Source organism: Bifidobacterium sp. wkB338 (assembly GCF_003688325.1).
In the GTDB taxonomy this organism is placed as follows: domain Bacteria; phylum Actinomycetota; class Actinomycetes; order Actinomycetales; family Bifidobacteriaceae; genus Bombiscardovia; species Bombiscardovia polysaccharolytica.
In genome coordinates this window covers 142,867-155,108 of sequence record NZ_NPOR01000024.1, presented here as the reverse complement: position 1 = coordinate 155,108, position 12,242 = coordinate 142,867, and the positions used below count along the sequence as shown (strand labels likewise).

Genomic DNA, 12,242 nt, shown 5'->3' with positions numbered 1-12,242 from the left:
CGTATCAGTGGTGCTGTCGGGATCGCGTACGCGCACAGGGACAAGACTCCTGGCGTTACTATTAAATTGCCCCGTGGGGATGCTGTCGTTGCCGAGCTGGCCAAACCCGTTGTGTCCCCATGCGTATGCGTATCCGTCGCTTCCTACGGCCAACGAATAATTGTATCCGGCGCTGACTTGTGTGACTTTCAGTCCTTTGCTCGTATCAGTGGTGCTGTCGGGATCGCGTACGCGCACAGGGACAAGACTCCTGGCGTTACTATTAAATTGCCCCGTGGGGATGCTGTCGTTGCCGAGCTGGCCAAACCCGTTGTGTCCCCATGCGTATGCGTATCCGTCGCTTCCTACGGCCAACGAATAATTGTATCCGGCGCTGACTTGTGTGACTTTCAGTCCTTTGCTCGTATCAGTGGTGCTGTCGGGATCGCGTACGCGCACAGGGACAAGACTCCTGGCGTTACTATTAAATTGCCCCGTGGGGATGCTGTCGTTGCCGAGCTGGCCAAACCCGTTGTGTCCCCATGCGTATGCGTATCCGTCGCTTCCTACGGCCAACGAATAATTGTATCCGGCGCTGACTTGTGTGACTTTCAGTCCTTTGCTCGTATCAGTGGTGCTGTCGGGATCGCGTACGCGCACAGGGACAAGACTCCTGGCGTTACTATTAAATTGCCCCGTGGGGATGCTGTCGTTGCCGAGCTGGCCAAACCCGTTGTGTCCCCATGCGTATGCGTATCCGTCGCTTCCTACGGCCAACGAATAATTGTATCCGGCGCTGACTTGTGTGACTTTCAGTCCTTTGCTCGTATCAGTGGTGCTGTCGGGATCGCGTACGCGCACAGGGACAAGACTCCTGGCGTTACTATTAAATTGCCCCGTGGGGATGCTGTCGTTGCCGAGCTGGCCAAACCCGTTGTGTCCCCATGCGTATGCGTATCCGTCGCTTCCTACGGCCAACGAATAATTGTATCCGGCGCTGACTTGTGTGACTTTCAGTCCTTTGCTCGTATCAGTGGTGCTGTCGGGATCGCGTACGCGCACAGGGACAAGACTCCTGGCGTTACTATTAAATTGCCCCGTGGGGATGCTGTCGTTGCCGAGCTGGCCAAACCCGTTGTGTCCCCATGCGTATGCGTATCCGTCGCTTCCTACGGCCAACGAATAATTGTATCCGGCGCTGACTTGTGTGACTTTCAGTCCTTTGCTCGTATCAGTGGTGCTGTCGGGATCGCGTACGCGCACAGGGACAAGACTCCTGGCGTTACTATTAAATTGCCCCGTGGGGATGCTGTCGTTGCCGAGCTGGCCAGAGTCGTTGTGTCCCCATGCGTATGCGTATCCGTCGCTGCCCAGGGCCAGAGAATGCTGTCCTCCGGCGCTGACCTGCACGTAGGTGAAGTCCTCAGGCGCGCCTGCAGGCTTCTTCACTATGACCGGTGTAGTCCGTTGAGTGGTTGTCCCGTCGCCGAGCTGGCCATACGTGTTGTCTCCCCAGGCGTAGGCGTTTCCGTCGCTGCCTACAGCCAAGGAAAAACCAGTGTTATAGTCTTTTCCGCCGCTGGTCTGGTTGAATTTGATGCCGTTGGTGTTGGTTGGCGGAGTGATGGTGGTTTTCTGTCCGCCCAGCTGGCTGCCCTTGTTGGGGGTGATGCTCCACGTGTCGCTGGCGCTTTTGCTTGTCCAGTGGGCGGTGAGGGTGAGGTTGTCGGTGACCGGTTTGCTGAAGTCGTAGGCGACTTCACCGATGAACCATCCGTCGAACTGGTAGCCTTCGCACGTCGGATCGGTCGTAGGCCGTTGGACCCTGCCGTATGGGTAGGGGATATTCTGGTCCCCGGGTTTGGGGTCTCCTCCGTCTGTCTTGAAGCTGACTGTGTGGCTGGCTTCTGTGTTCGCATCTCGTGTCAGTGGCTGGTCGATGGTGTAACCGAGGCTTCTGGTGAAGGGGTGGCCGTCCTGTCTGCCGGTGATAAGGACGGCGGCTAGACCGGGCTTGTGTGCGTTCGCCTTTGTCTGCCAGACGCCGCCTGTTTTCTTGAGCATCAGTGCCTGGCCGTCCATGCTGGCTGCTTCGAGGGTTGGGGCAACATTGGTGTCGATCCTGACCGGCCGGCCTGCCTGGCCCTGCCCGTCCAAGCTCCACCCGTATAGGTCGCCTTGCCTGCTGATGGCGGTGATCCTGCTGCCGGCTTCGACGGCCTGCACGTACTGCCGGCTCCCGTCGTCCGCGCGCTTGGGCGTCTGGCTGGGCTGCCAGGCCCAGGCGCGGCCGTCCGTGCCGGTGATGATGGCCTGGTCCTCGTTGGCGGCGATCCTGCTGGCCTGCGCGCCGCCGGGCAGGCTGACCGGGGTCATGCTGGCCATGCCGCCCGACAGGTACCAGGCCTGCCCGTCCGCATCCAGGAGGAGGAACCCCTGGCTGAGGGCCTGGGCTTGGACGATGCGCATGCCCGGGTCCTGCTTGACGCGTTCGGGCTTGGAGTTTCCAGTGGCCGCATTCCATGTCCAGGCTTGTCCGTCCGCGTCCAGGATGAGAGCCTGGCTGGCGGAGGTGGCGGCGGTGACGGCCTGTGCCTGTCCGGGCAGGCTGAGTGTGGCTTGCTCTGTCGGTTTTGTGTTCTGGTTGCCGGTCTGGCTGGTCTGATAGGTGTGGACCTGTCCCTGCTGGTCCACTGCGAGCAGGAGGTTGTCGTTGATGCTGATGCTGGTGAATTGGGTGTTCCGGCTGGTGTCGAGGATGGTGGGCTTTGGCTGTCGGCTGGTCCAGGTGTAGATGTGCTGGTCGGATCCAAGAGCCGCCTGCCGGCGGCTTCCTGCTGTGGCCTGCAGGTAGTGGAGCCCGTCGGGAGCCTGGGCAGGGAAGGGAACCTGCTTTGGCGTGCTGTCTTGTGTCCAGGTGTAGATGCGCCCGTCGCCGGTCAGGCCGACAAGCTGGCCGTCTGCTGCTCGGACGCTGACGTAGTAGGGCTCCTGCAGGCTGGGCGGGCTGATGGTCAGCCTTGCGCCGGAGGCGGGCCCGTGGTCCGGGTTCAGCGTCCAGTCCGTTATCTTCGTCCATTGGGCTTTCAGGGTGGTGTCCTTAAGGATGGGGGCCTGGAAGTCGAAAGGCTGTCCGTCAAGCGTCCACCCGTCGAACCGGAATCCGGGTCGCTGAGGATTCTGCTGCGGGGGAGCGGCGAGAGTCCCGGTTTTCACAGTCGTTTGGGTGGGTTTGCTGCCGTCGGCCGGGTCGAAGCGTACTGTGTGTGTGGCTTGATTGTCTGTCTTATTGGATGGCTTGGTTGGAGCGGGGTCTGTGTTTTCAGGCGTTCCCGTCGTCGATGACGGGGTGCCGGGCTTGGATGATGCTGGGCTGAATGGTGTGGCGGCTTGTATTGGCGATGGCGAGGGCAGTGGAGTGCCTGGTGCGCTGCTGTGGAGGGTGCCGGGGGTTTGCTCAGCTACGCGAGGGGTCTGACGACCCCCCCCCCCCGGTGAGGATGGGAGCGTCCGCCTGGGCGGATGCGACGCCCAGGCCTGCCAGCAGGCCCAGCAGGATGGTCGTCATCGCCAAGGTGCGACGCAGACGGGAAACCAGATGCATGAAACCAAAACCCCTTCACCAAACACCAAACGGAGCCAACACCGCATGCCTATTCAACGTTCTGCCTGCCAGCGCCCACCCTGCATCAAATCGCAGGAGCCGATGGCGGAAGCCAGCCGTCTTCTCAACATCCCCCGCCTTTCACCCTACCACGCAGTCCGCAAACAACACACGAGATGCAAATGCACGGCGGTGGGTCTGCGCAACAACTCCTCCCATCTTGCCTGCCGGATAGAATGGACAGACAACACGTCACGGCCGCTGATCGGCCGATAAGGAGCATGCCTATATGACCGGAAACGTCACCGACACCGTCATCACCCTCAACAACGGGGTCAGCATCCCCCAGCTGGGGCTTGGGGTCTTCCAAACACCCGACGGCGAGGCCACCAGCCAGGCCGTCACCTGGGCCCTGCAGGCGGGCTATCGCCACATCGACACCGCCATGATCTACGGCAACGAGCAGTCAGTGGGGGAGGGTCTGCGCCGCTCTGGAGTTGACCGGCGGGATGTCTTTCTGACCACCAAGCTTTGGAATGATGACATCCGTGCGGGACGCACCAAAGAGGCTTTCAAAGAGAGCCTGGACCGGCTGGGTGTGGACTACCTGGACCTCTACCTGATCCACTGGCCCGCCAAGGGCTGGCAGCAGGCTTGGGAGGACATGGAGGAGCTCTACACCCAACGGCGGGTGCGAGCCATCGGTGTCTGCAATTTTCAAAAACACCACCTTGACGAACTGCACACCATCAGTGGCACCAAGCCGGCGGTCGACCAGATCGAGTCCTCGCCCCAGTTCGTCAACGACGACCTGATCGATTACTGCCATGGCACCCTGCGCGTGGATGTGGAGGCCTACAGCCCCCTGGGCGGCACCGGCGGCAACCTGCTGGCCGACCCCAGGCTCAAGGCCATGGCCGAGCGCTATGACCGCTCCCCGGCACAGATCGTGCTGCGCTGGCACCTGCAGCGCGGGGTCATCGTCATCCCCAAGTCCACCCACAAGGAGCGGATCGAGCAGAACGCGCAGGTCTTCGACTTCGAGCTGAGCGATGAGGACATGAAGGCCATCACCGCCATGAACAGGGACGAGCGCACCGGCGGGGATCCCGACAACTTCGACTTCTGAGTGATGGTGGTACAGGAGGAGACCCGACCTTGAAGGCGGGGCCTCCTCCCGGGACCCGGCAGAAGCCCCAACCCTTCCACCTGGCCTGATTCCTATGGTAAAGGATTTGTGAGGATTCAGCTAATCGTTATTCCCACTGATGGCTTCGTCGTCGGACTCCTGCTCCTGGGGCGAACCTGAAATGTCTCGGTGGATGGACTGCATCTGCACCTCGATGTTCTGCAGGGAGCGGGCGCAGTCCAGCAGGGTCTGCGAATGTTCGGCCAGGCGGGCGTCTGGCAGGTCGGACTTGTAACGCAGCTGGTGTTCCAGGGAGGCCCAGTAGTCCATGGCAATGGTGCGGAACTGCACTTCGACCGGCGTGTAGTGGGGGCCCGAGGTCAGAAAGACCGGCACGGCGTAGATGACGTGCAGGCTGCGGTAGCCGTTCATCTTAGGGTTGCGGATGTAGTCCTTGACCCTCAGCACCTGGATGTCCGACTGGTCGGAGAGGTAGCGGGAGACCGAGTAGACGTCGTCCCGGTAGTTGCAGATGACGCGCACGCCGGCTACGTCGAAGATGTGATCGCGCACCGAGGGGATGGTGACGGGCAGGTTCTTGCGGTGCAGCTTGCCGATCAGGGAGTCCACGCTCTTGAGCCGGCGCTCCATGTGATGGATGGGGTTATGACTGAACCGGACCTGGAATTCCGTGTCCAGCACGTCCAGTTTGGTCGAAATCTCGTACATGGCCCCCTCGTAGGTCTGCATGAGATTGACGAATTCCGTTATCTCGTCGATGTCCAGCTTGGGACGGTCCTTTTCGTCCAAGTCTGACAGTCGCTGCTTCATTTCGGATGCGCTCATGGCACTGTTACGGTCGAGTATCACATGAACCTCCCATGCCGCCGTTCGTAACCAAGACTCATGGTACGCACAGGCCCCGATGGCCGCGGGACCCGACCTGCGCATACAATCATGGCTTATGGAAGCAGGCGAGGGCATGAGCGTTACTGCTCAGCGTAAGGACAGCAGGGGCGTCTACTATGTACGGACCCTGGGCTGCCAGATGAACGAGCACGATTCCGAGCGGATCGCTGGGGTGCTCCGGGACCAGGGCTACCAGCAGGCTACGCCCGAGCAGGTTCGCGCGCGCGAGGTGGATGTGATGGTGCTCAACACTTGCGCCGTACGCGACAACGCCACCCAGCGCATGTACGGGACCATCGGACGCTGGCACAGGTTCAAGCAGCACAAGCCCGACACGCGCATCGCCGTGGGCGGCTGCATGGCCCAGAAGGACCGGGAGCGGATCGTAAAGGCGGCGCCCTGGGTGGATGCGGTCTTTGGCACGAGGGACATTGGCTCGTTGCCCGGCTTGCTGGACAAGGCTCGCAGGGACGGGCGACCCCAGGTGGGGGTTTCGGAGGAGTTGCGGGATCTGCCCGGGAGGCTGCCGGCGGTCAGATCCTCGCGATCGCAGGCCTGGGTGTCCATATCGGTCGGCTGCAACAACACCTGCACCTTCTGCATCGTGCCCTCCGTGCGCGGGCGGGAGCGGGACCGGTCCATGGACGACATTCTGCAGGAGGTTGAGGACTGCGTGCGATCCGGGGCCCGCCAGGTGACTCTGCTGGGGCAGAACGTAAACTCCTACGGCTGGTCCACGGGGGATCGCTACGCCTTCGCCCGGCTTCTGCGCGCCTGCGGCCAGGTGCCTGGGTTGGAGCGGATCCGCTTCACTTCGCCCCACCCTGCGGCCTTCACCGACGATGTGATCGCGGCCATGGCCGAGACGCCCACGGTCATGCACCAGCTGCACATGCCCCTGCAGTCGGGCTCCGACCGGATTCTGCGGGCCATGCGGCGCTCCTACCGGTCCCAGCGCTTTTTGGACATACTTGACAAGGTGCGGGCTGCCATGCCCGATGCCCTGATCACTACCGACATCATCGTAGGTTTCCCCGGAGAGACCGAGGAGGACTTCCAGGCCACCATGGATGTGGTGCGCCGGGCGCGCTTCTCGTCGGCTTTTATCTTTGAGTATTCGCCTCGTCCGGGCACGCCGGCCGCACGCATGCCCCAGCTGCCCAAGGCCGTGGTCCAGGACCGGTTCGAGCGGCTGCAGGCCCTGCAGGAGTCCATCACCATGGAGCACATGCAGGCCTTCCTGGGCAGGCAGGTGGAGGTACTGATCGGTGACGGACACGGCCGGCATGACGGCAGCACCCATCGGGTGACCGGGCATGAGCGCACCGGCGTGCTGGTCCACGTCGGCGTGCCCAAGGGGATGCCTGCGCCAAAGCCCGGGGACCTCGTGACCTGCACCGTCACTCAGGCCGGACCCCACTATCTGATTGCTGACCCGGATCCCCAGGCGGGGCAGGTCTATGACATCCGCTGAACCCCGCATCGTCTCCATTGTGGGTCCCACAGCCTCGGGCAAGACCGCCCTGGGCGTGGCCCTGGCACAGGCTCTTGAGGAGCGCGGGCAGGAGGCACATATCGTCAATGCCGACGCCTACCAGATGTACCGTGGGATGGATGTGGGCACGGCCAAACCTTCGGCGCAGGAGCGGCAGGCGGTGGTCCACCACTTGATCGACATCATCGAGCCGGAGGAGGCCATGAGCGTGGCCCGCTTCCAGGCCATGGCCCGGTCCCTGATAGCCGACCTGCGGGCGAAGGAAATCAGACCCATTCTGGTCGGTGGCTCCGGGCTCTATACCCGGGCTGTCATCGACGATCTGTCCTTCCCCGGCACCGACCCGGCGGTCAGGGCCAGGCTGGAGGAGCGGGCTCAGGAGGAAGGCCCGGGGTTGCTCTTCCGTGAGCTGCAGGAGCGGGACCCGGAGGCTGCTGACCGGATGGATCCTCGGAATGTGCGGCGGACCGTGCGGGCTCTGGAGGTCATGGAGATTACCGGACGGCCATATTCGGCCAGCCTGCCACGATACCGCTACCTGTTGCCCGCCCTGCAGCTGGGACTGGACCTGCCCCGGGAGGAGCTGGACCGCAGAATCGACCAGCGCACCCAGGCCATGCACGACCAGGGGCTAGTCGATGAGGTGAGCAGGCTGCGAAACCGCCTGGGGACTACGGCCTCACGCGCCCTGGGCTATCAGCAGATTCTGGACTACCTGGACGGCCGCACCGATCTGGATTCCGCCTTCGAGCTGATAGTGCAGAAGACCAAGCGCCTGGCCCGCAAGCAGATGGGCTGGTTCGGTCGGGACCCACGCATCCACTGGCTGAACGCCCTGACCCCGGACCTGGTCCAGCAGGCCCTGGACCTGGTAGATCAGGCCGACCAAGGCTGCTTCGACCAGGCGGACGCCCAGGCCGATCAGTCGGACCAGGGGAGGGTGACCAGACACCATCTGGGCGCGCTTTGACTTCAAGTACTTGAAGTTCCTAGGCTGGACGGGTATGACCACCATCACGCAGCCCCAGGCTGAAACCCAGACCGACCAAACCCAGGCCGACCAGGAATCTGGGTCCTGGTACACCATCCGCCAGGCCTCGATCATGTCAGGGATGCCGGAGACCACCCTGCGCTACTACGAGACCATCGGCATCATTCCGCCCATCGCCAGGGACCCCTCAAGCGGACACCGCTGCTACAACCAGAAGGATCTTGACCTGCTGGAGACCATATCCTGCCTGAGCGCTACGGGCATGTCCCTGGAGCACATGCGGGAGTATCTGGGCAACCGTGCGGGAGGAGCCGAGGCCGCCGGACGGCAGATCGAGCTCCTGGCCGAGCAGGAGCGGCGGCTGGATCAGCGGATGGCAGATTTGCGGGCAAGGAAGCGGTATGTGCAGCTCAAAATACAATACTGGGGGCACGTCCGAGACCACGACCAGGCCGGTGCGACAGAACTGATCAATCAGAGCGCCCAGATCATCGAGGCCGCCAAGCGCAGCGGCAACGAGCGGCTGCCAGGCTGAGGCTGCCGACACCGTTGGGTGGCTGGTTCCGATCAGTGGGCTGGGCCCTGGTCCCGATTAGTGGGCTGGGCCCTGGTCCCATCCTGCGATCAGAAATATTCTGGTTGGGTTGACCGGGCGGACCATGCTCGCGATCAGGGCCTGCAGGTCATCGGTGTTGCCCCGGAGCGCTCGTTGGATGGCCCGGCGGTGGGCGGTCGGATCAGCTTGGCCCCAGTCCAGGTCCCAGCCGGCATCGTGGGACAGGCGCGAGAGGAAGATGCGCAGGGTCATGCCGTCGCAGTCGGCGAAGGAATGCAGGTAGGAGAGCTCGTCGTAGTAGTGGGCCAGGCGGTCCACGAAGACCGGACGGTCCAGGCTGGCCAGATTGTGTTCAGCAGCCAGCTCCTGGCCGATGGCCGCTGCTCCCTGCTCCAGCATAGCCGCCGGATACAGGCTGGCATCGTCGTTTGGTTGAGGCCGGCGCAGCGCTCGCTCCTCTGGCAGGCCGGGCAGCAGCCGACGGTGGATGGCTCGCAGTTCTTCAAGATCGCCCTCGGTCGCCCAAGGCTGCTGACAGACCAGGGTGGTCCGCAGAAAAAGGGCATCCGTCAGGGCATCCGCCTTGGCCTCCAAGCGCCGGGCCTGGTCGACCAGCGCTTCGGCCTGCTTCCTGCCCGCCATAAAGTCGCTGGCCGCCTGTAGGGCCGAAGAACTGGGTTGACGGTCATCCAGAAGCAGGTTGCGCAGGGCGAAGGCCACGGCGCTCTGACGTTCGGCTGGTGTCATGCCAACGATGCTAGCCCTGGCGGTCCCCCGTCTGAAAGAGTTGTGCACACTGACCCGGCGGGCCCGATGCGGACCGGGGTTCTGGGTAGGCTGAAAGGGTTATGACACGTAAGCAGCGAGCAGACGCAAGCGGTCGCGGCCGGACCGCATCCAAGGACAGCCAAGATCCTGAACCCTTCTGGCACAAGGCCTTGCTGGCCCTGCCCCGGGGCTTGGGATCCCTGGTGCGTGCCGTGGCCGGCAAGAACGGCGACAACTCCGCCTACCGCAAGGATGGGCTCTGCTTCGTGCTGGTCATTCTGGCCGTGCTCTTCTGTGCCAGCGAATGGTTCCGCGTGAATGGCTTCCTGGGACGGGGACTGCATGCTCTGGCTGCGGGCGTTCTGGGACTCTGCAGCATCATCCTGCCGGTGGTCCTGCTTTTCGCGGCCTTCCGTTTGGTCTGCTACACCGGGCGCGAGGCTGGCAACCTGCCTGTGGTGGGAGGCCTCATGGTGGTGCTCTGGTCGGTCTGTTCCATTCTGGACGTGCTCATGGCATCGGATTATCGCGGCTTCGACATGAAGACCATAAGCGACTCAGGCGGCCTTCTGGGGTTCTTCCTGGGTTCGCCCCTGGCCTGGGGGCTTTCCAAGGTCTTCGCCGTCATCATCTTCGTCCTCGTGGCCATTTTCGGCCTCTTCATCACCTTTAGATTCCATATGAGCGACCTCATGGCCTGGCTGCGCGGGAAGAGGACCCGTGCCTCCAGCCCGGCTTCGGCTCAGACCGCTCCCAACGAGGTCAGGCTGGGGGACGACACCCTGCCACTAGCGCCTGGCGTGCCCACTCACCAGGAGTCGGATCAGGAGGATGACCAGGATTCCCGCAAGGGCGGGGTGGCCGGTTGGTTCGATCGACTGCTGCATGGCCGTATCGGCAAGGACACGGACACCCATCTGGAGCGTTACGAGGCTGACGAGCCTTTCTCCCAGGCGGCCTCGCTGGAGGGGGCTGACCAGGGTGATCAGTCGGCGCAGGATGCTGAATCTGACCAGGTGTCCATGCAGAACATGCCCGCGGTGGAGGCACCGGCCACCGCCGCCCTCTTGGATGCCAGGGAGCAAGGGCATCCCAAGGTGGATCCGGCTGCCTTATCCGGCGTGGGGGCCTCGGACCCCTGGGCCGCTGCCGCTGCCGCAGCCGACACTGTGCAGATGGATGCCCAGCCGGCTCCGGGAGCGGGGAATCAGCCGGCCGGAGCCCAGGGTGCAGGAGCCCAGGCTGTCGGCGCGTCAAGTTCCTCCGATGACCGCCAGGTGGACGAGAGTCGACCCTACGTGCTGCCCAGCACGGACCTCCTGGTCAAGGGCAAGCCACACGCGGTCAGGACTTCGGCCAACGATGCGGTCATCAAGGCCCTGCAATCAACCTTCCAGCAGTTCGACGTGGACGCCAAGGTGGTGGGCTTCCTGCGCGGTCCCTCGGTCACCCAGTACGAGGTGGAGTTGGGCCCGGGCGTCAAGGTGGAGAAGGTCACCAACCTTCAGCGCAACATCGCTTACGCGGTGGCCAGCTCGGACGTGCGCATCCTCTCGCCTATTCCTGGCAAGTCGGCCATCGGCATCGAAATTCCCAACGTGGACCGCGAGATCGTCCACCTTGGTGATGTGCTGCGCTCCGACAAGGCCCAGCAGGACGACAACCCCATGATGACCGCTGTGGGCAAGGACGTGGAGGGCCACTATGTGACCGCCGACTTGACCAAGATGCCTCACCTGCTGGTGGCCGGTGCTACGGGTTCGGGCAAGTCAAGCTTCATCAACTCCATGCTGGTTTCGCTGATCATGCGGGCCACGCCGGAGCAGGTCCGTCTGATCATGGTGGACCCCAAGCGCGTGGAGCTGAGCGCCTACGCCGGCATTCCCCACCTGCTCACGCCCATCATCACCGAGCCCAAGAAGGCCGCCCAGGCCCTGGAGTGGGTGGTCAAGGAGATGGATGCCCGCTACGACGACCTGCAGTTCTTCGGATTCCGGCACATCAAGGACTTCAACAAGGCCGTGCGCGAGGGCAAGGTCCACGCCCCGGCCGGTTCCAATCGCAAAGTAGCCCCTTATCCCTACCTGGTCGTGGTCGTCGACGAGATGGCTGATCTGATGATGGTGGCCAAGAACGATGTGGAAAGCTCCATTCAGCGGATCACCCAGCTGGCGCGTGCCGCCGGCGTCCACCTGGTCCTGGCCACCCAGCGGCCTTCAGTGGATGTGGTCACCGGCCTGATCAAGGCCAACATTCCCTCCAGGCTAGCTTTCGCCACATCTTCCTCCACGGATTCCCGAGTCATTCTGGATGCCACTGGCGCTGAAACCCTGATCGGCCAGGGCGATGCCCTCTTCTTGCCCATGGGCCAGGCCAAGCCCACCCGTGTCCAAGGAGCCTGGGTTTCTGAGTCCGAGATTCGCAAGGCGGTGGATTATGTGCGCACCCAGCGCAAGCCCCACTACCGCGAGGACATTGAGCAGATGGCCGACAAGGCCGACCACAAGAATGAGATCCAGGAGGAGATCGGCGACGACATGGACGAACTGCTCCAGGCGGCCGAGCTGGTGGTGACGACACAGTTCGGATCCACCTCCATGCTCCAGCGCAAGCTGCGTGTGGGCTTCGCCAGGGCAGGGAGGCTGATGGACCTGCTGGAGTCGAGGGGAATCGTAGGGCCATCGGAGGGTTCCAAGGCCCGCGAGGTGCTCATTCAGCCGCCGCAGCTGCAGCAGGCTCTGGCCTTCATCCGCGGTGACGCCACCTCCATGGATCCCGCCCCGGATGAGCAAGCGCAGGGCTGAACATTGG

Annotated in this window: 9 protein-coding genes; 5 read left to right on the top strand and 4 right to left on the bottom strand. The window is 63.2% G+C overall.

The window, feature by feature from the left end:
* On the bottom strand, nucleotides 1–3,195 hold a 3,195-nt coding region (locus tag CI603_RS05665; RefSeq protein ID WP_259465490.1), incomplete at its 3' end, for an InlB B-repeat-containing protein.
* Nucleotides 3,196–3,436: 241 nt separating this feature from the next.
* Nucleotides 3,437–3,583, bottom strand: a complete 147-nt coding sequence (locus CI603_RS09170; RefSeq protein ID WP_198207083.1) for a hypothetical protein — start codon at nucleotides 3,581–3,583, stop codon at nucleotides 3,437–3,439.
* Between the two features lie 289 nt (nucleotides 3,584–3,872).
* On the opposite strand from CI603_RS09170, the gene CI603_RS05660 reads away from it, so the two are divergent.
* Nucleotides 3,873–4,712: an aldo/keto reductase gene (locus tag CI603_RS05660; RefSeq protein WP_121913365.1), complete on the top strand. Its 840-nt coding sequence runs from the start codon at nucleotides 3,873–3,875 to the stop codon at nucleotides 4,710–4,712.
* A gap of 120 nt (nucleotides 4,713–4,832) precedes the next feature.
* On the opposite strand, the gene CI603_RS05655 is transcribed toward CI603_RS05660, so the two are convergent.
* Nucleotides 4,833–5,543 carry a GTP pyrophosphokinase family protein gene (locus tag CI603_RS05655; protein WP_046322765.1) on the bottom strand — a complete coding sequence of 237 codons (711 nt, stop codon included), beginning with the start codon at nucleotides 5,541–5,543 and terminating at the stop codon, nucleotides 4,833–4,835.
* 151 nt (nucleotides 5,544–5,694) lie between these two features.
* On the opposite strand from CI603_RS05655, the gene miaB reads away from it, so the two are divergent.
* The 3 genes from miaB to CI603_RS05640 are packed head-to-tail and all read left to right on the top strand — an operon-like array spanning nucleotide 5,695 to nucleotide 8,642.
* Nucleotides 5,695–7,095: a tRNA (N6-isopentenyl adenosine(37)-C2)-methylthiotransferase MiaB gene (gene miaB / locus CI603_RS05650; RefSeq protein ID WP_248004195.1), complete on the top strand. Its 1,401-nt coding sequence runs from the start codon at nucleotides 5,695–5,697 to the stop codon at nucleotides 7,093–7,095.
* Complete coding sequence (gene miaA, locus CI603_RS05645; protein WP_121913363.1) at nucleotides 7,082–8,086, top strand: tRNA (adenosine(37)-N6)-dimethylallyltransferase MiaA; 1,005 nt, start codon at nucleotides 7,082–7,084, stop codon at nucleotides 8,084–8,086. The genes miaB and miaA overlap by 14 nt, the downstream gene beginning before the upstream one ends.
* Nucleotides 8,087–8,120: 34 nt before the next feature.
* A complete protein-coding gene (locus tag CI603_RS05640) occupies nucleotides 8,121–8,642 on the top strand; it encodes a MerR family transcriptional regulator (RefSeq protein ID WP_121913362.1) in 522 nt (173 codons plus the stop codon).
* Nucleotides 8,643–8,699: 57 nt separating this feature from the next.
* On the opposite strand, the gene CI603_RS05635 is transcribed toward CI603_RS05640, so the two are convergent.
* Nucleotides 8,700–9,410: a Fic family protein gene (locus CI603_RS05635; RefSeq protein ID WP_121913361.1), complete on the bottom strand. Its 711-nt coding sequence runs from the start codon at nucleotides 9,408–9,410 to the stop codon at nucleotides 8,700–8,702.
* A 101-nt stretch (nucleotides 9,411–9,511) separates the two neighbouring features.
* On the opposite strand from CI603_RS05635, the gene CI603_RS05630 reads away from it, so the two are divergent.
* On the top strand, nucleotides 9,512–12,235 hold the full coding sequence (locus tag CI603_RS05630) for a DNA translocase FtsK (RefSeq protein ID WP_121913360.1): 2,724 nt from the start codon (nucleotides 9,512–9,514) through the stop codon (nucleotides 12,233–12,235).
* Nucleotides 12,236–12,242 lie beyond the last annotated feature (7 nt).

Bases quoted from the DNA above. Each gene is read 5' to 3' on its own strand.
- miaB (WP_248004195.1), top strand. From the start codon at position 5,695: ATGAGCGTTACTGCTCAGCGTAAGGACAGCAGGGGCGTCTACTATGTA.
- CI603_RS05635 (WP_121913361.1), bottom strand. From the start codon at position 9,410: ATGACACCAGCCGAACGTCAGAGCGCCGTGGCCTTCGCCCTGCGCAAC.
- CI603_RS05630 (WP_121913360.1), top strand. From the start codon at position 9,512: ATGACACGTAAGCAGCGAGCAGACGCAAGCGGTCGCGGCCGGACCGCA.
- CI603_RS05660 (WP_121913365.1), top strand. From the start codon at position 3,873: ATGACCGGAAACGTCACCGACACCGTCATCACCCTCAACAACGGGGTC.
- CI603_RS05655 (WP_046322765.1), bottom strand. From the start codon at position 5,543: ATGAAGCAGCGACTGTCAGACTTGGACGAAAAGGACCGTCCCAAGCTG.
- miaA (WP_121913363.1), top strand. From the start codon at position 7,082: ATGACATCCGCTGAACCCCGCATCGTCTCCATTGTGGGTCCCACAGCC.
- CI603_RS05640 (WP_121913362.1), top strand. From the start codon at position 8,121: ATGACCACCATCACGCAGCCCCAGGCTGAAACCCAGACCGACCAAACC.
- CI603_RS09170 (WP_198207083.1), bottom strand. From the start codon at position 3,583: ATGCATCTGGTTTCCCGTCTGCGTCGCACCTTGGCGATGACGACCATC.